This window comes from Thermodesulfobacteriota bacterium (genome assembly GCA_040755095.1).
Taxonomy (GTDB): Bacteria; Desulfobacterota; Desulfobulbia; order Desulfobulbales; family JBFMBH01; genus JBFMBH01.
Genome location: JBFMBH010000101.1, coordinates 1 through 17,475, shown reverse-complemented (window position 1 = coordinate 17,475; position 17,475 = coordinate 1). Strand labels below are relative to the sequence as shown.

Genomic DNA, 17,475 nt, shown 5'->3' with positions numbered 1-17,475 from the left:
GCACTCGATCCCGGTCCGGTCCGCGGCAGCGGGGTCGCGGGCCGTTGGCGCCGGCGCCCGGGCCGGCTCCCCGGCCCCGACTTCCCCGGTGGCGGCCGCCAGGGGAATCTCGAAGAAGAAGGTCGAGCCAACACCCGGGGTGCTCCGCACCCCGATGCTCCCCCCCATCAGCTCGACGAAATGGCGCGAGAGGGACAGGCCGAGGCCGGTGCCAGCCGTCTGGTCGGCGGCATCACCCACCTGGACAAAGGGCTCGAAGATCGCCGCCAGCTGGTCCGGAGCGATGCCCGGGCCGGTGTCCTCCACCGCGCAGCGCAGCATGGTGCCCGCCGGCTCGCCGCCGGCCGGACCGGCGCCAGGCCCGGCCACCAGGCGGATGCCGCCGGCCCTGGTGAACTTGATGGCGTTGCCCAGGAGGTTGATGAGCACCTGGCGGATCCTGCCGGCATCCCCGTCCGCACAGCGGGGCAGCGTTGGGTCGATGACGATCCGGAAGGAAAGCTCGTTGGCTTCGGCCCGGACGGCGAACAGGCTGCCAACGTCCTCCAGGAGTTGTGTGAGGTCAAAGGGAGCGATGGCGAGACGCGTGCCCCCGGCCTCGATCTTGGCCAGCTCCAGCACATCGTTGATGAGGGAGAGCAGGTGCTCGCCGCTCCTGACGATGATGCCGAGGATCTTCCGGTGCTCGGGCGCCAGGTCGCCGCTCTGGGACAGGATCTGGGCAAAGCCCATGACGGCGTTCAGGGGGGTCCTCAGCTCATGGCTCATGTTGGCGAGAAAGGCGCTCTTGGCGCGGCTGGCATTCTCGGCCGCCAGTCGGGCCTCTTCCAGCTCGGCGGTCTTCTCGTTGAGATCTTCCACGAGGCTCATGAGCGCCTGCCGGCTGTCCAGGAGCTGCGCGGTCTTGGCCTCCAGCTCGGTCGTCCGCTCCTGCACCCGGCGCTCCAGCCCTTGGTTGAGGAGGCGGATCTCCTCCTCGGCCCGCTTCCGCTCGGTGATATTCTGGGCCGTGCCGCGCAGCCCCCGGATGGCGCCCTGGGCGTCGCGCTTCACCTCGCAGCGGGCGGCGATCCAGCGGGTCGTCGCGGTGGGGCTGGCCAGCTCCAGATCAAGCTCACAGGGCTCGCCCAGGGTCATGGCCCGCTGCACCGCCGCATCCAGCCGGGCGGTGCTCTCCGGCGTGTAGGCCCGCCGGTGCTCCGCGTAGCTCGGTGGTCGTGTCCCGGCCGCAAAGCCGTGGATCCGGCAATACTCGTCCGACCACCAGATGACGTCGTCCCTGGCGTCCCAGTCCCAGCTGCCCACCTGACCAACCCGTTGCGACTCGCGGAGCAGACGCTCGCGCTGGCGCAGGCTCTCTTCACTCCGGCGCAAGGATGCCACCGCCTGTTGGCGGGTCACGATCTCCCAGGAGAAATCGGCCAGCAGGGAGGTGACCTGTACATCGGTCTCGCTGTACGGATCCGGCTTGTTGCCGACGCCGATCACGGCCATGATCCGCGAGCTGCGGAAGATGGGGATCAGCAGCTCGCGGATCAGCGGGGCGTGTCCGGCTGGCAGCCCTTTCCGTTCGGGCAGGGAGGGGTAGTCGTCATGGATCACCGGCCGTCGCTGCCGCACGCACTCGGCCCAGACGCCGGCCTCGGCCAGCGGGACATGGCGGCCCGCCCCTTCGGCCGTGCACCCGGTGGCCAAGGTCTTGCTGGACCAGCTCTGGAAGGAGAGCGTCTGCTGATCCTCATCCATGAAATGGTAGAAGCTGATGCAGCTGCCGGTCTGGGCCTCGATCTCATCCAGCATCCGGCGCAGGGTGTCGCCCAGGGAGAAGTCCCCGGTGTACGCTGCCTCCAGCATCCGCAAGCGGGCCTGGGTCACCTTTTCCGCCCGCCGGATCCCGGCGCGGTTGCGCAGCACAGTGATGCCAAAGGCAAGGTCGGCCGCCAGCTCCTCCAGGAGGCACAGCTCCTGGGCGGTGACGGCGTAAGGCTCGGTGGAATAGATGAGGAGCACGCCAAAGACCGCGGCTGTCTCGTCCTTGAGTGGCAGGGCGATGCCGGAACGGAAGCCATGGGCCAAAGCGCTCTCCCGCCAGGGGGCCATGCGGGGGTCAGAGACAAAGTCCTCGACATGGACCGGCTCGCCGCTCCGGACGGCGATCCCGGCCGGGCCTTGGCCGCGCTCCTCCTCCTCGGACCAGGACAGCAGGGCCCTCTCCACATAGTCCGCGTCGTCGCCAGCCCAGGCAACGGGACGGATGCTCTTCTTGCGGTCGCGCTCGGCATATCCCACCCAGGCCAGGCGGTAGCCGGCCTCTTCACAGACGATGCGGCAGATGTCGGCGAGCAGGGTCTCTTCGTCCCCGGCCTTCATCAGGGTCTGGCTGCAGGTCTTGAGGGCGCGCAGCTCGCGGTTGAGGCGCCGGAGCGCCTCGGTGCGCTCCGCAACCCGGGCCTCCAGCGTTTCGTTGGCCTGCCGGAGGTCCTGCTCCAGGCGCCGGAAGGCGGTGACGTCCCGCATGACCACCACCGCGCCCAGCTTGCGGCCAGCCGGGTCCGTGATCACACTGCCATTGGCCAGGATGTGGCGGGGGGGCTGTCCTGCTGCCACAATGGCCATGCCGGCATCCCGGACCATCTCACCCCGGAAGGCCCGGGCCAGAGGGATCTCTTCTGTGGGGAGCGGGGTGATACCGTCGGCCCGGAAGAGGTTGTACTGGCGCGTCCACTCCGTGGCCGGCAGCCGCAGGGGCTCGACGCCATGCCACTCCCGGGCCGTGCGGTTGAACAGGGCGAGATGGCCGTCCGCGTCGCAGGCGACCACCCCGTCCGCCATACCCTCCAGCAGGCCGTGGCTGAAGATCCGCTCCCGCGTCAAGGCTGCCTCCGCCAGCTTGAGATCCCGGAAGATGAGGTCAAAAGGCTCCTTGAGGCCGGTGACCACCAGCGCCCGGTAGACGAGATAGAAGGCCGCGAGCTTGAGGAAATGCCCCACCATGTTGGCGGGGCCGTACACGCTCACATAGCTGGTGAAGGCCAGCTCCGAGCCGATGGTGCACAGGATGCTGAGGGTGATGAGGCGAAAGACCCGGGAGCGGAACGCCGTCCGCCTGCGGGCCAGGAGCAGCAGTGCCCCGGCGAGGATGGCGCAGATGACGTATTCGCTGGCGATCTTGAACCGGGTGAGCCCCCGGCCCTCGATGAAGCAGTCCGGAAAGGCACCTGAGTAGACCAGAGCCCCGGTGGCCGAGACCGCAGCCAGACCGATGCCCAAGAAGGCCCGCTCGTTGATGTCCCGGCCAGCCAGCAGGGATGCCGCCAGGAGCAGCACCGCCTGCAGAGAGCGGGCCGCGATCCACAGCTGGGTGGGGAGGTTGGCGCCGTATTCCGGGAACACGCCCATGCCCTTGTAGGCCAGGGTATGGAAGAGATCGACCCCGGCGATGAGGCCGTAGCCGATGCCCAGGGCCTTGAGACAGCCATTGGTCAGGAACCGGCTGGTGTTCCAGGTGAGGATGAACAGGGTGAGACCAACGGCGATGGTGATCAGCTCCACCAGGCTGTGGAACAGGATGTAGCTCTGAAGACTGCTGGCATACAGCCCCAGGACGACGGCGGCGGCCAGGCCGGCAGACAGGATGGAGTGGGAAAGATCCCTGCCGGCCGCCATGATCATCCTCCCCCCCGGATGAGATGGTGCGCTGACCCTGCCGCTTGCGGGGGAGCAGCAGGCCGGGACCCGGGCCGCCGGGGGCATCCCACGCCAGCCCCGGAAGTGCTGATCCGAGGCTATGCTCTCCCGGAGCGCCGGGCAGTGTCAAGGGGCGCCGCCCGCCCGGCGGCCACCGGCCCGCTCCCCTTTCTTCTTGCAATCCGCGCTTGGCGATGCTATCCACGGCCCGGAGGAGGGCCTGTCATGAAGATTTCGACCCTGTTCATCAAGCTGGACAGCTTTCTCAAGGCCGTCAGCGCGGTGGGAACCGGCGGCGAGGCCAAGATGCGCATTGCCGCCGGCGAGGTGCAGGTCAACGGCCTCGTGGAGACCCGGCGGGGCAGAAAGCTGGTCCCCGGCGACCGGGTACGGGTGGCCGGGGAGGAATATCGGGTGGAGTGACTGGGGGGGGCGGGTCAGTTGTTTGCTGCGTCCAGACCCGGCCAGCGGCTTGAGGGTCCATTCCCAGGTCACCTGCAGGCTGTTCGCCGCCGGATGCGCGAAGTCGATGAGCCTGACCGGCCGGTGGCGCTTCTCCTGCTCGTCGTACCATTGCCGCTCCCCCCGCAGCCAGGCCAGCATGTCCCGGTTGCCCTCGATGGTCGGCGGCAGGGCGTCGATGGTCTCCGCCACCGACCGCACGGCGTCGGGGCTGAGCCAGGGGTTGAAGGCGGCGATCTTGGCCTCGAGCACGCCGCGGAAGAGCGCACCTGCCTCGCCGCCGCGCATGGCCCGGGCATCTGCCGGCGTCACCGGCTGCCAGCCGATCTCGGCGGCGTGCCGGACCATGGGGAACTGGACGGTGCCGGCTTCGCTGATGGAGAGTGTGGCCATGGCGCCTTTCCCGCTCGTGGCAGCACTGCCGACTGGCAAGGCATGTCAGGACCGGCCCTTCCTGGTTTGCGGTTTCGCGTACGGCGCTGATGCCGTTGAGCCCCCCCCCGCCGCGGGCGGGCGGTGAGTCGTGGCCGCGCCTTGTAACCGGCGGGTGGTCGTCGGCCCTGTTTCGACGGTAAGTGGGCGTAGTTTGTGGCTCACCGGTGAGCTGCAAACTGATTTGTGGCTCATTTTTTACGTTTTGTGAGCCACAAGCCACTTGCAGCCCATGGGTGAGCCTTAAAAGACAGTCCGACCTTCGGCGATGTTGAGCAGTTCCCGGAAGGCGTAAATGCCGGCACGCCGACCTTTGCCTTCCCGCAACGCCACCAGAACCCCGGCTTCCCGGAGCAGGATCAGGATCCGCTTCGCCGTCGGCTTCGGGATGCCCGAGGCCTCCACAAAGTGGGTTGTGGCCAGGCTCGGCCGCTGAAACAGGAAGTCCACCGCCCGAAGCGCGTGCTGCGAGTGGGTCAGCTCCACGACGCGGTGGGTCGATGTTGGTGTCGGGTGGAACGGCTGAGCCTGCCGGATCACACCTCCCGCACCAGGGAGCAACCGGCACGTGGTGCATGTGCCAGGCTGATGCGGCCTGACAGGGTTCATGCACAGGGGGCTTGCACCCAATAAGCTCACGCCCATGCCGGGCGTACACAATCCTCAAAGGCCGGCGCCGGGAAGCGCGGCGGCGCTGCGCGGAAGGGTGGGCGGCGCGGTTTGCGCGAAACGTTCAGGAGCACGCCTTCGGCTCGCCCCGTTGCGCCGCTGCAATCCCGGATCGCCCTTGTGCGCTATCGCATTTTGCGATAGAAGTGTTCAACATCGGCGGAAACAGGTATCGGCTGATTGCATCGATCCACTTCAATCGCGGCAAGGTCTACATTCGTCATGTGTTGACGCATCAAGAGTACGATCAGGAAGGTTGGAAGTCATGAGCCTACTCGCCAGCAAGGATCTGCAAACCCACTGGGCAACTATCCGCCCCATCCTGACAATGCGCAATGAGCCGGAATACGATCAGGCGGTCGAGCGCCTCAATGCCCTCCTGGACGAGATCGGCACCGATGAGCGCCACCCTCTGTACGGACTGCTTGACACGTTGGGGACCCTCATCGACGCCTACGAAGAAAAGCATCATTCCATTCCGGCCAGTAGTGGCGCAGATATGCTCCGCTACTTTATGGAAGAACACGAGCTCAAGCAATCAGACTTGCCCGAAGTTGGCTCGCAAGGTGTGGTCTCCGAAGTGCTCAGCGGCAAGCGCGAATTGAATATCCGACAAATTCGCGCACTTGCCAGACGATTTCGCGTCTCACCGGCGGTCTTTATCTGATGCCTGAATCCGTGATCCAAGAATACCGGCTGAGCGTCGGGGACTACAGAGTCCTGTGCGAAATTGAGAATGCCCCCCGGCGAGGGCATGAGGGACCGCCGGGCGTATGCCGCCTCACGATTGCGGCCGGGCCGGTATCGTGACCCGCAGGTGGTCGTCCGTCAGCTCGAAACCTGCATCCCTTCCCGAGTACTCCCGGGTCAGGGGAACGATCTTGCGCCGAACCCCCATCCCTCTGGCGTCGACGTACCCGTAGTCGCGCATGACTTCCACGATGGTGAGGTTGCGGGCATAGCGCTGCCCGGCCAGCATCTTTTCAATCGTCATCGAGTTGTGCAGCGGGCCGGGGCGGATCACCTCGAGCCGATTCGCGTAGTTGACCACTTCCACCTCGACGGCCCGGGTCCAGTCCCGATGCACCAGGGCGTTCAGCACGGCCTCGCGAACAGCCTCCGGGGGGTAACGGTAGGTCCGCTCGCGACGCAATCCCTCATCGATCGTGGCGCCTTCGTCAGAAATGAACGGTCGCATGCGGTCCAACAGGCGCTCGACCAGTCCACCTTCCACCACGGCACGCCCGCCCCGGTGTTGCCGTGCCAAGAGGGCGACGAGAGGTCCGTCCAACACGGCGTCATCCTGGGCCTGATACTCCTGGTCTTCCCCGGCGAAGGACATCCAACGCAGGCCAGCGTGCCGCAAGGCGCGACGGGGGCTGCGCCCGAACAGGACCAGTCCGGCGATGGAGCACGCCGGAGGGCCGTCCGGCCGCTCAACCAGGAAGCCCAGACCGAGCAGTCGCCGCTCCCACTCCTCACGGGATTCGGGAGCCACCGGGTCACCGGTAACCTCCACCAGGTAGTGGGCGAGACGCGCGGCATCGAGGTCGTCAAAGGTGCTGCCCGACACCGGCAGGGACTCCGCATGGAAAAGGCCGCCGCTCTCGAAGAGCCTCGCTTGCTGCTCGCGCGTGGCCAGGCGGGACGTTGTGCCGTCGTCCTCGACGCCGAGGAGCACCCTGCCTCCCTGGAAGTTGGCCAGGGCAACGATTTCCTTGGCGAGCTGCTCCGGCCGTACGTTATCACGCTTGAACGCGACGCCCGAGCTCTCTCCGTTGGCAATCACCTCAAGCAATTCGCCCTTCAGCATGGGAGCCCTCTTGAGCGGGCGAAGGGGTAGGTCGCGCTCATGTCTTCTCCTGGCCCCTTGGCGGTGGGGTAGCTCCCCGGACGACCAGCTGGAGCTTCAGCCGCCGGCAAACGGAGACCGGGGATCCGGGGCAGGCATCCGGATCCCCGGCGATGGCGGCCGCTCAGGCGGCCGGGATCGACTCCATGGCAGCGAAGCGGGGCTCGTGGAGGGGGAGGAGGATCTGGGCCATGCTTTTGACCCGCAGCATCTGGTCGTAGGCCAGCTTCGGGTCGATGTTGGTGCCGGGCGGGATCACCTCCATCTCCATGGCCCGGATGGCCTTGGGGGGGTCGAGGTTCTCCATGATGACACAAAAGCCGGTGATGGCAGCAATGCCGGCCGTGGTCTCCACCAGGACGGTGAGGCCCCCCGGGGTGTGGGCCGGGGTGTGCACCACCCGGATGCCGGGCTGAATCTCCTGGTCCTCTTTGATATGGATGAAGCGGCCGGCCTGGTCCAGCTCTTCGATGAATTCGGCCATGTAGCGGAAGTCCAGGGGATGGGGGTTGTAGGCGGTGGCCAGCTCCAGCTCGTGGGCGTAGAAGACCGCCTTGCCGCATTTGAAGTCGTTCTCGCAGTGGTCGTTGTGGAGATGGGTGTGGATGACGATGTCGATATCGTCCGGGGTGAGGCCGAAGCGGGCCAGGCCTTCCTCGAAGGTGTAGATCCTGCCGCCGATGGCCTTCTCCCGGTCCGGGGACTGGATCACCCCCATGAGGCCGGTATCCACCAGGATCTTCTTGTCACCCCCTTCCAGGTACCAGCTGTAGATGGGGATGGTGTACTCCTTGCCGTAGTCGTGCTGCAGGGTCATCATGCCCTTGTCAAAGATCTTGGTGCCAACGACGATGGGATGGATGATGTAGGTGCTCATTTGGCGCTCCTTAAAGGGTTGGAGTGGAGGGTTGGTCAGGGCGCAGCCGGTGGCTGCGGAGTCAGACGCCGGTAGGTATGGTTGCAGTACGGATCCCCCTTGCCGATCTCCCGGGTCCTGGCGAAGACCCATTTGTCCTGGTTGTCCTGGGCGAATTCCCAGTCCCCCTGGCAGACATGCCGGTTGAGCTCGGGAACGCCGGCCAGGGACAGAAGCTCGCAGAATGGGCAGTTCCAGATGGCGAGCTCCAGGGTGTCGTCGTTGTCCTGCCGGACCTCGAAGTCATAGAGGGGCTGCCAGAGCCAGAAGCGGGCCTTGGCGCCGGCGACGAGGCGAGGGAATTCCTCCGGCCGCTCGATACGGGGCAGGATGATCGCCAGGAAGGCCTTGGCCAGGGCGGTGCCATACGGGCCGCACAGGGCCACGGCCCGTTCCTTGCCCACCAGGAAGCGGCCGATCTGGACGAAGAGGATGAAGGGGCCGACGGCGAGCCCGGCCACGGCATAGCGGAAGAGCTTCTTCATGATCGGTCCTCCTTTTGTTGCTCCGCCGCCCCGGCCTCCCCATGAGGCGACGCCACGCCGTGGCCTTGCAGAGGCGTAGGATGCGTGGAGGCGACAGCCGCAACCCATCAGTCGGCCGGGGCTGCAGGCCTTTTCCAAGCCTCGCGCAAGCGAGAGCAGCCCCGGGTAGCCGGGGGATTCATCCCCCGGCGGTGCGGGCCGGCCGGCTCAGTCGGTGACGGGCTGGCCGCCTCGTCCATCGGAGGCAAAGGCCGGCTGGCCGGTGCGGCGGGCATGGCATACTCTTGCGCTGCGGCGGCGCCGGAGGGGCGCCGGCCACGGGCACCAGGGTACCACGATCGCCTGCCGCCGGCCAAGGATCAGGCCGGCAGCGCAGTCCCGGCTTGCTTTCCGGCTGCGGAATGCGGGATGGTAGAGACGACGGCGTCTGGCGCGGCGCGGGCGTCGCCGGATCCCTGCAGGTGTCCCTGAGCTGAGGAGGGGGAGGATGCTGGAGCTGTTCTGGCTGGGCGGCTGGATCATGTGGCCGATCCTGGCCTGTTCCCTGGTTGGCACCACCATCTTCTTTGAGCGCTTTGGCCGGCTGCGGGCGGCCCGTATCCGGGAGCACACTGTACGGGCGGTCTGCCATCTGGTGGCCGACCGCGCGCCGGAGCGGGCCGTCTCTCTGCTGGACAGTCAGGACCACCCGGAAGGGCCCTGCGAGCGGCTGCTCCGGGAGGCGCTCGCCCTGGGCGCCGCCGACCGCGAGACCCTGGAGACCATCCTCGCCCACGGCGTTGACCGGGAGATCAAGCTTCTGACCCGTCACTTCGGCACTCTGACTCTCCTGAGCAGCCTGGCGCCGCTCCTTGGCTTTCTCGGCACCGTCACCGGCATGATCCAGGCCTTTCAGGTGCTGCAGAACATGGGTGGCCGGGTGAATGCCGCGGTGCTGGCCGGCGGCATCTGGGAGGCCATGCTCACCACCGCCTTCGGCCTCATGGTGGCCATCCCCCTGGTGCTCATGGTGAGCTTTCTCGAGAGCAGGCTGCGGGGGGTGCAGATCGGCCTGGAAGAGGTGGCCGTGGCCTATCTCAAGGCCTGGGCGGCCGGCCGCCGCGAGCGGCCGGCCCGCGGCCCTGGCGGGAACGACGAGGATCCTCCGGAGGCGCAGCCATGATGCGCTTTCCCCCGCGGCGGGTGCGGCAGCCGACCCTGACCTTCGTCTCCATGACCGATCTCATCTTTTTGCTCCTCATCTTCTTCCTGCTCACCAGCTCGTTCGTCACCCAGGAAGGCATCGACGTGCGGCTGCCCCAGGTGACCGCGGCGCCGGCGGAGATCTCCGTCGAGCAGCTGGTGGTTCTGTCCATCGATCGGGCCGGCCAGATCTTCCTGGAGAGCCAGCCGGTGGCCGACGACCGCCTGGCGGGCATCCTTGCCGGCCGGCTGGCCCTGAAAGACACCCGCACCGTGCTGGTCCGGGCCGACCAGGGCGTGGTCTACCACCGGGTGGTGGCAGCCATGGACCTCGCCCGCCGGGCCGGCGCCGACCAGCTGCTCCTGGCCACCGAGCGCCGGGCCGCTTCCGGTCCCTGAGCCGTGCCGGCATCGGTGGCAATCAGGCTTTTTCCCACCGGTATTCCTCCCCGATCTTTTTGTTTGACTTCCCGTTGGCCGGATGATACGCGAAGAAACAGACGGACACCGTACCTGATTCCCCCCCTCCCTCGACAAGCCTATCGCGTCCAATCGCTCCGCTAGGGTTCCTGGCGAGCCCGGCGGCAGCGATCTTCCCATAGCGAGCCAGCGCTCCAGGGGTCACCCGGGACTGCTGGTGGTGCCCATCTTCTTCTGGCTCTGGGCCAGGGTGCCGGACAGGAGTCCGGCCACAGCGCTCCCTTGGGCAACTGAAAACGATCGTGCAGGAGGCCCGGCGTGCCCCGCTTGCTCGGCCAGCCTCACCCCTTCCCGCTCTCCCGCGGCCCGTTTCTGGCGGCCGCCGGGGCGGTGGCGGTCTGTCTCCTGCTCCTGCCGCTTTTCCTGCCGGCCGACGGCCATGGCGGCGTGTCCCGCGCCTCGGCCGTCACCACGGCCATCCTCGATTTCGAGCCGCAGATCGCGGTGCAAACCCTGACCCCCACTGTCTTCATGCGGCAAAGCGGCGCCGGCGACATCGAAGGCAACCTGGAGTTCGAGGTGGAGGCCAACACCTCTTCCGTCAGCATGATGGTGGAGGCCACCGGGCTCCACTTCAGCCGGGATCTTGAGGGCCGGGAGGTGGCGCCCATCCCGCTGCGCCGGGAGGCGGGCGTCGGGATTGAGGCACCGGAGGCGTCCTTGGGCGGCGGTCGGGTCAGCTTCGAGGGGCCGGGCGATCCCATCGACAGCCTGCCGTCCGACAAGACCGAGGCCATGCTCTTCCAGGGTCGGACGCCTTACCGCTTCAGCAGCCGGGTCCTGGTGACGGTGCTCTGGGACCAGGACGAGCCGGTGAAGCCCGCCGGCCAGTATGTCGGAAGGGTGAAGCTGACCTGCATCGTCGACCCGACCCTGCCGTGAGCGCTGGCCGGGACCAGGGGCCGGCTGTCCCTGGCCCGATCGCCGATGCAGTCAGAATGTTTCGTGGGGGGATCCACGCGAGGGTCAGCAAACAGAAGCTCAACACGGCATTCAACACGAGGGAGGAACAGACATGAAAAAGGTGATCTTCATTGGCCTCCTGGCCCTGACGCCCTTTGTGGCCTCCACCAGCTCTGCCGACACGGAAGGCTCGGCTACGGCCCACGTCTACATGGACGTGGTGGCGAACATCGCCGTGGCTCCCGAGACCCCGGTCGTGGACGCGGGTGACATCCAGATGGGCGACTTCTCCGCGACCTTCCAGTTCCGGATCGATGCCAACACCGAGGCGGTGCAGATGTTCATGGCCGCCTCGGACCTGTGGAAGGGCGATGACCCGCTGGGCACCGCCGTGGCCCCGATTCCCGTCAACCTCAGCGAGGGGGTGGTGTTCGACTGTGACAACGCCAATCCCCTCCAGGGCGCCGGCGACACGGCGGCCTTCACCGCCGCCATGGTGGACATCAACGGCTTCCCGGCCGTGATGTCCGAGCCGATCGCCTTCGAGAGCAGCCAGAACGGGCATTTCAGCCAGTCCTGCCGGCAGGTGGTCACCTGGAGCCAGAACGACCCGGAAAAGCCCATGGGTGAATACAGCGGCAAGGTGCGGCTGACAGCGATGGTTCTCCCATAACACCGGCCCGGCTCCGATCCTCGCGTCCCCCCCGATTGTCTTGAGCCGCCGGCAAGGAGCATCGACCACCGCGAAGCACCCGCAAGGACCGCGGTTGCCCCGCATCCACCCCATCTGGTGCCTGCCATGACCTCGATCCTGCCCTTTTGCAAGCGTCCGGTTGTCCTCGCCGCTCTGGCCTGTCTGCTGGTGGTCTGGGCCGGCGGGCCAGCCCGGGCCGGGGTGTCCATCGCCCCGGCCTTTGTCGAGCTCGATCTTTCGGAGGGCCGGCCATCCGGCCAGTTCACCATCACCAATACCGGCGACAGCGAGGAGCGCTACCGCATCCAGGCGGCCTTCTTCGATTTCTCGCCCAGCGGCGGGCTGCTCTCGGTCCCGGACAGCGACCGCTCCCTGGCGCCGATGCTCAAGTTCAACCCCAAGGAGCTCACCCTGCCCGCCAAGAGCAAGCAGCGGGTGCGCTTCGTGGTGGTGCCCCAGGGACAGCTCCTGGACCAGGAGTACTGGGCGGCCATGGAGCTGGAGGCCCTGGCGACCAACACCGCCCGCACCACCGACGCGGCGGGCCGCACCTTCCGTCTCGAGGTCTCCAGCTCCATCATGGTGCCGATCTATGCCCGTCATGGTCAGGTCAGCTTCCAGTGCGACCTGGAAGACGTCCGGCTGGTGGCCGCGGCGGACAAGGTCAGCCTCGAATCCACGGTCAACAACACCGGCACCGGTCATCTGTTCCTCACCGGCACCTATGAGCTCCTGGCCCCCGGCGGCCAACGGGTGGCGGAAGGCATCCTCGGCAAGGGCTACGTGCTGCCTGGCCGGGTGCGCCGGTTCACCAGTCGCCTGGAGGTCTCCATCCCCAGGGGCGAGTACACCGTCCGGGCGGTCTTCAGTGCGCCCCAGCTGGCGCAGCCCATAGCGCGGGAGCTTCCCGGCCGTTGGTAGCGGCCCGGTCGCCCCTGGCCTTCGGCGGGCCGGCTCTGGTCCTGGCGTGCTGCCTGATCCTGGCAACTGGACCAGGGGGCAGGGCGCAGGAAACGGCCGTCGCGCCGGACAGTGAGGCGGGTGGGGCGCCGCAGCCCCCGGCATCCCTTCCCATCATCGAGACCGAGGTGGTGGCGCTGACCCTCAAAGGGCAGCGGGGCTTTCAGCGGCTCTTCATCCCGGACCTGGACGTCCTGCCCCGTCCGGACGGCCGGCGCTCCCTGCCCCTCATACGCCTCCTGGCCGCCATGGGGATTGCGGTCACCCGGGAGGGCGGGCAGCTTTCCTTCCGAATGGACGGCGGGCCGCCACAGCTGGTGGACGGCCGGCGGCAGTGCGTGGCCACCGCGGCCGGCCCTCGGCCGGTGGAGCTGGTGGCCGGGGTGTCGGATCTCACCCGCCAGGAGGAGTGGTTCCTGCCGGCGGACGAGATCGAGGCCCTGCTCGGCATCAGCCTGGCCTGGGATGACGGGGCCTACGCCTTTGTCGCCGCAACCGCGCACTCCCTGCCCATCTGGCAGCTGGCGGCGCGGCCCTCGCTCCTGGCGGTGGCAGCTGCCGAGATCCGGGAGGAGCTGCCGGAAAGGCTGCCCCCCGCCAGCCCGCCCCCCACCGCCTGGAGCCTCGATATGCTGGAGCTGCGCGGCCGGGCCAGGGCCCTGGCGGTGAACCGGGATGCGCCCCGGGAGCTGGCCCTGGACAGCCTGGAGCAGAGCCTCTGGGGGGCGGCCGGCAGCGGGCGCTACAAGCTGCGCTTCTCCGAGACGCCGGTCACCTGGCGGGAAGGGGAGGGCCTGGATGACGGCCACGACGCCTTTGTCCGCATGGACTGGGCGGAGTGGGGGGACGCCTCCGCGAGCGGCGCAGTCAGGGCCGGGGATTCCCTGTTCGGCATCAGCGAGCTGACGTTCCCGACCTTGCGCCTCTTCGGCATGCAGGGCAGCCGGCTCGCCCAGCTGGGTCCGCGGCCGGTGCGCTGGCGGGGGCCGCAGGCTGCCGGCCGCACGGCCTTGCTGCGTCCCCATGTGGTGGAAGAGCTGGTGCCGGTAGGCTCCCGGGTGGCGCTCGAGGTCAATGGCCAGACCGTGGACAGCGACCTCGTAGCGGCCAGTCTGCCTGGCCTGCCCGGTACTGGCCTGTACCGGTTCGAGGAGGTGCAACTGACCCCGGGCAGCCTCAACCAGATCCGGCTCCGGATCATCGATGCCAATGGCATCGAGACCGTGATCGAACGGCAGGTGCTGGGCAGCTCCGCCATGCTGCCCGCCCAGGGCCTGGCCATGGTGGCCGGGGCAGGCAGCAGCCGCACCCCGGCCGACTGGCACAGCCGGGGCCTGGCCGGCGGTGGTCGCCTCCTCTACGGGCTCCACGAGCGGCTGACGGTGGGCCTGGCGGCTGCCGGCCAGAGCGGTTTCTGGAAGCCGGTCACCCTGACCGGCACCGGTGCCGAGGAGCGGCAGTATCCCAAGGCCAGCCGCCACGCTGGCGGTCAGCTCATCGCCCAGCCCGCCGACTGGACCATGCTGGCCGCCGAGCTGTCTATCGTGGAGAGCGAAGCCGACCCGGCCGGCGGCCGGGCCAAAGATGTCGGCCTCAAGACCGATCTGGCCCTCTGCCCCTGGGAGGAGGCCACCTTCTCCGGTCTCTACTTCCGCTATGGCCCCGACTTCTTCGACGGCCAGCACCGGAGCCTCTTCGACCGGGAGGGCTTCGATCTCACCGCTGCCGTCCGCCCGTCGCCCTGGTGGGAGGGGGAGGCGGCCTGGGCCCAGGCCTGGAACAACCTGGATGGCGCCCGGGCCGAAACCCTTTCGGTGGACCTGCAGCGGGCCGCGGTGAAGTCCCGAGCCTTGCCCCGTTCCACCGTGGCCCTGGCCATCGAGCGGCTGCATCCCAGCTGGGGGGAGCGGGACAGAAGCCTCGTTTCTGTGGATCTGGCGAGTGCCCCAGTCCAGGACCTCTCCCTGAAGGCGTTCCATGCCTGGGGCGACGACCTGCTGCTGGACGAGCATCCGGACTTTCTGGATCCTTTGCGCCTGCCCGGATTCGCCCTTTCCCAGTCCCGGTACACCACCCTGTCCCTGTCCCGTTACCTGCCCGGGATGGGCACCCTGGCCGCCAGCTACTGGGACACCGGCCTTCGGGAGCGGGCCTCGGTCATCCATACCACCGGCTCGTTTTTCGGCCTGCCCATCGCCAGCCGGACCGAGATCGGCTACGAGCTGGATCGGGACCAGGTCTTCTTCGAGAACCGGAGCGAGTATCCCCTGGACGCCACCGGCCGTTCCCGGCTGGGGCTCCGGGCCCGCTTCCAGGAGAACGCCTGGGTGGTGGAGATCTTTGTCAACCTCCAGCGCCTGCTCGCCCGGCAAGAGGGCCGGCTCCGGGACGTCACCGCCCGCCGCCTCAACCCGGAGCAGAGCCTCATTGCCGGCCAGGTCTTCGTGGACGCCAACGCTGATGCCCTGCCGGATCCGGGCGAGCAGGGGATTTCGGGTATCAAGCTCTTCCTCAACGACCGGGCGTCGGTCACGAGCGACGAGGCCGGCCTTTTCCTGTTCCAGCCGCCGGCCAACCTCCGCCAGGCCCGGGTGACCCTGGACGCGGATACGGTGCCCGCCACCTTTGCGGTGGTGAACGGCAGCCAGCTGGCCCAGGTGGAGCCGGGCCGCACCACCCGGGTCCTCCTGGCCGTCACCCCGGTGCATGTGGTGGAAGGCCTGGTGCAGAGCCAGGCGCCGGCGGACCCCGAGCCAGCGCCCCTGGCCGGGGTGCGGGTGCAAGCCGCCGCCGTTCCCGGCGAAGCCACCGCCGCCGAGTCGGTGACCGCCAGCGACGGCAGCTACTTCCTCCAGGGCCTGCGGCCGGGTCGTTACCGGATCGCCCTTGACCCGAGCACGCTGCCGCCCGGACTCTCGTGGGACGAGGCGGCGCAGGAGGTGGTGATCCCGCCCACCCAAGCCCCCCAGGAAAGGCAGCTGGCCCCCTTCGTCGCGAAGCCGGCAACCGGCGCTGCTTCTGCACCCTGAGACGCCGGAAGGCAGAAACAGTGGTTGGCTGGTCTCGCCTTGATTGACAACCGCGGGGCACACCGCTAACCTGCTCCGGCAGATCAGCCGCGCCCGGCCGCCCCACCTGCTGCCAGCCCTTCCGAGGAGATGCCCCATGGAGCCCATGATCCGACAGCTGGTGCTCAAGCGATTCCGCAGCATCCCGGCGGAGCGCATCCGCAAGCTCGTCGCCGCCTTCGGCATGCTGTTGGCAGCATCTGATGATGGTGCCCCTCGGGCTCTGCGCCGGGGCGGTCGCCTGGGCCTGGTGGTCCTTTGGCGGCAGCCATGAGGACGGGCTTGGCTGGTGGGATCTCCCCTGGCTGCTGGCCCTGCTGCTCCTGCCCGGAGGGCTGTGGCGGAGGCGCTGGTCCGATGGGGTCACCGAGCCGGGCGCGCCTGCGGACGGGGCGAGCCCCCGCCGGTGAGATGAGCCGAGCCGCCACGGCGCGGGCGCCAGGGACGTGCCGGGAGCAGCGCATGGGGGGTGTGGCAATGGGCCGGGCGATTCTGGCCATTCTGGCCTTCGGGGCCACGGCGCTCGTGACCCCCTGTCCGGGCTGGGCCGGCTTCTTCTGGCCGTCCCTGCCGTATGCCGGCCCCTTTGCCGGCGAGGTGCGGGACAGGGAGACGGGGCAGCCGATTGCCGGCGCCCAGCTTCTGGCCCATTGGAGCTGCGCCGATCTGCCGATTCCACATGCGCCCGGGGAGTTTCATGTCTACGCCGAGGCGATGACCGGCGAGGCGGGGGCCTTCCGCATCGAGCAGGCGACCCACCGCGGCGGTCTTGCCGGCTGTTCGTTCGCCTTGACCTGCCGGGCCAGGGGCTACATCACGGTCACCCTGATCGGCGATCCGGAAGAGCGGGAGCTGCCGCCCTCCACCCAGGCCTGGCCATTTGTGGAGACCCGGGTGCAAGGGAGCATCCCCGGCCGGCTCGACCTCCGGATGAAGCCGGCCCTGCCGGTCCTCATCCCGGCCCTGGCATCGGAGAACGATCAGTACCGGCAGGTGGCGGCGGAGGAGCTGGGGGGGATCGGGCAGGAGGCCCTGCCCGCCGTGCCTGCGCTGGCCAAGGCCGCGGCCGATCGCCAGCCCGAGGTCCGCCGGGCGGCGGTGGCGGCCCTGGGCCAGATCGCCGCCGCGGATCCCACCGTGATTGCCGTTCTCAAGACGGCGCTGGTCGATCCGGACCCGGCGACCCGGGAGTGCGGCCTGCGGGCCCTGCAGGCCGGCGGCCCGGCGGCCTCCCCGGCGTTGCCGGCGCTGGTGGCCGCGGTGCACGATGAGGATCCGGTGGTGCGCCGCCGTGTCCCGGCGGCACTGGCGGCGGTGGCCCCGGCGGACCGCCAAACGGTCACCGCTCTGGTGGAAGCCTTGGCGGATACGGATTCCCGGACTCGCCGTGAGGCCGGCTTTGCCCTGGCGCATCTGGGGGATGCCAGCCTGCCGCTCCTGCTCGAATTCCTGTGTCATGAGGACCCGGAGGTGCGCCGGACCATCGGCCGGATCGTCAGCTCCCGGGATCAGGCCGGGCTCCGGGAAGCGGTCCGGACCGGCGAGCCGGCAGCGCGGCTGGCCGCGGTCCGGCAGCTGGGGTGTCTGGCCGGGGAGCGGCGGGAGGCGCTCCCGGCCCTGGTGGATCTTCTGGCCGACGAGCAGGCACAAATCCAGGAGGCGGCGGTGGTCGCCCTGGTCGGCCT

General features: G+C 68.5%; 15 protein-coding genes and 2 pseudogenes. 11 read left to right on the top strand and 6 right to left on the bottom strand.

What is annotated here, in order from left to right; genetic code table 11:
• Positions 1–3,666, bottom strand: a 3,666-nt coding sequence (locus AB1634_14075) for an MASE3 domain-containing protein (GenBank protein MEW6220639.1), incomplete at its 3' end; no start/stop codon positions are given.
• Positions 3,667–3,912: 246 nt separating this feature from the next.
• Between AB1634_14075 and AB1634_14070 the strand changes: the two genes are divergently transcribed.
• Positions 3,913–4,110, top strand: a complete 198-nt coding sequence (locus tag AB1634_14070; protein MEW6220638.1) for an RNA-binding S4 domain-containing protein — start codon at positions 3,913–3,915, stop codon at positions 4,108–4,110.
• A gap of 39 nt (positions 4,111–4,149) precedes the next feature.
• On the opposite strand, the pseudogene AB1634_14065 reads toward AB1634_14070, so the two are convergent.
• A pseudogene (locus AB1634_14065) lies at positions 4,150–4,542 on the bottom strand (type I restriction endonuclease).
• 282 nt (positions 4,543–4,824) lie between these two features.
• On the bottom strand, positions 4,825–5,121 hold the full coding sequence (locus AB1634_14060; GenBank protein MEW6220637.1) for a hypothetical protein: 297 nt from the start codon (positions 5,119–5,121) through the stop codon (positions 4,825–4,827).
• 269 nt (positions 5,122–5,390) lie between these two features.
• On the opposite strand from AB1634_14060, the pseudogene AB1634_14055 reads away from it, so the two are divergent.
• Positions 5,391–5,519 (top strand): annotated as a pseudogene (locus AB1634_14055) (type II toxin-antitoxin system HigB family toxin).
• On the top strand, positions 5,516–5,917 hold the full coding sequence (locus AB1634_14050) for a transcriptional regulator (GenBank protein MEW6220636.1): 402 nt from the start codon (positions 5,516–5,518) through the stop codon (positions 5,915–5,917). The pseudogene AB1634_14055 and the gene AB1634_14050 overlap by 4 nt, the downstream one beginning before the upstream one ends.
• Positions 5,918–6,031: 114 nt before the next feature.
• On the opposite strand, the gene AB1634_14045 is transcribed toward AB1634_14050, so the two are convergent.
• From AB1634_14045 to AB1634_14035, 3 genes are all read right to left on the bottom strand, one after another.
• A complete protein-coding gene (locus AB1634_14045) occupies positions 6,032–7,063 on the bottom strand; it encodes an ATP-binding protein (GenBank protein MEW6220635.1) in 1,032 nt (343 codons plus the stop codon).
• 163 nt (positions 7,064–7,226) lie between these two features.
• Positions 7,227–7,979, bottom strand: a complete 753-nt coding sequence (locus AB1634_14040; protein ID MEW6220634.1) for an N-acyl homoserine lactonase family protein — start codon at positions 7,977–7,979, stop codon at positions 7,227–7,229.
• Positions 7,980–8,014: 35 nt separating this feature from the next.
• Entirely contained in the window at positions 8,015–8,503 is a 489-nt protein-coding gene (locus AB1634_14035; GenBank protein MEW6220633.1) for an L-2-amino-thiazoline-4-carboxylic acid hydrolase, read from the bottom strand.
• 487 nt (positions 8,504–8,990) lie between these two features.
• Between AB1634_14035 and AB1634_14030 the strand changes: the two genes are divergently transcribed.
• The 8 genes from AB1634_14030 to AB1634_13995 form a co-directional block, all read left to right on the top strand.
• Positions 8,991–9,665 (top strand): MotA/TolQ/ExbB proton channel family protein, encoded by a 675-nt coding sequence (locus tag AB1634_14030; GenBank protein ID MEW6220632.1) that lies wholly within the window; start codon positions 8,991–8,993, stop codon positions 9,663–9,665.
• Positions 9,662–10,084 carry a biopolymer transporter ExbD gene (locus tag AB1634_14025; GenBank protein ID MEW6220631.1) on the top strand — a complete coding sequence of 141 codons (423 nt, stop codon included), beginning with the start codon at positions 9,662–9,664 and terminating at the stop codon, positions 10,082–10,084. The genes AB1634_14030 and AB1634_14025 overlap by 4 nt, the downstream gene beginning before the upstream one ends.
• Positions 10,085–10,423: 339 nt before the next feature.
• Positions 10,424–11,047 (top strand): hypothetical protein, encoded by a 624-nt coding sequence (locus AB1634_14020; protein ID MEW6220630.1) that lies wholly within the window; start codon positions 10,424–10,426, stop codon positions 11,045–11,047.
• A gap of 133 nt (positions 11,048–11,180) precedes the next feature.
• Positions 11,181–11,741, top strand: a complete 561-nt coding sequence (locus AB1634_14015; GenBank protein MEW6220629.1) for a hypothetical protein — start codon at positions 11,181–11,183, stop codon at positions 11,739–11,741.
• Positions 11,742–11,867: 126 nt separating this feature from the next.
• On the top strand, positions 11,868–12,683 hold the full coding sequence (locus tag AB1634_14010; protein ID MEW6220628.1) for a hypothetical protein: 816 nt from the start codon (positions 11,868–11,870) through the stop codon (positions 12,681–12,683).
• Positions 12,677–15,751, top strand: coding sequence for a hypothetical protein (locus tag AB1634_14005; GenBank protein MEW6220627.1), 3,075 nt, complete (start codon positions 12,677–12,679; stop codon positions 15,749–15,751). The genes AB1634_14010 and AB1634_14005 overlap by 7 nt, the downstream gene beginning before the upstream one ends.
• Before the next feature lie 136 nt (positions 15,752–15,887).
• Positions 15,888–16,064 carry a hypothetical protein gene (locus tag AB1634_14000; GenBank protein ID MEW6220626.1) on the top strand — a complete coding sequence of 59 codons (177 nt, stop codon included), beginning with the start codon at positions 15,888–15,890 and terminating at the stop codon, positions 16,062–16,064.
• Positions 16,065–16,252: 188 nt separating this feature from the next.
• A partial coding sequence (locus tag AB1634_13995) for a HEAT repeat domain-containing protein (protein MEW6220625.1) occupies positions 16,253–17,475 on the top strand: 1,223 nt, incomplete at its 3' end.

Coding starts and splice junctions, on each gene's coding strand:
- AB1634_14070 (MEW6220638.1), top strand. CDS start 3,913: ATGAAGATTTCGACCCTGTTCATCAAGCTGGACAGCTTTCTCAAGGCC.
- AB1634_14050 (MEW6220636.1), top strand. CDS start 5,516: ATGAGCCTACTCGCCAGCAAGGATCTGCAAACCCACTGGGCAACTATC.
- AB1634_14045 (MEW6220635.1), bottom strand. CDS start 7,063: ATGCTGAAGGGCGAATTGCTTGAGGTGATTGCCAACGGAGAGAGCTCG.
- AB1634_14040 (MEW6220634.1), bottom strand. CDS start 7,979: ATGAGCACCTACATCATCCATCCCATCGTCGTTGGCACCAAGATCTTT.
- AB1634_14035 (MEW6220633.1), bottom strand. CDS start 8,503: ATGAAGAAGCTCTTCCGCTATGCCGTGGCCGGGCTCGCCGTCGGCCCC.
- AB1634_14030 (MEW6220632.1), top strand. CDS start 8,991: ATGCTGGAGCTGTTCTGGCTGGGCGGCTGGATCATGTGGCCGATCCTG.
- AB1634_14025 (MEW6220631.1), top strand. CDS start 9,662: ATGATGCGCTTTCCCCCGCGGCGGGTGCGGCAGCCGACCCTGACCTTC.
- AB1634_14015 (MEW6220629.1), top strand. CDS start 11,181: ATGAAAAAGGTGATCTTCATTGGCCTCCTGGCCCTGACGCCCTTTGTG.
- AB1634_14010 (MEW6220628.1), top strand. CDS start 11,868: ATGACCTCGATCCTGCCCTTTTGCAAGCGTCCGGTTGTCCTCGCCGCT.
- AB1634_14000 (MEW6220626.1), top strand. CDS start 15,888: ATGGAGCCCATGATCCGACAGCTGGTGCTCAAGCGATTCCGCAGCATC.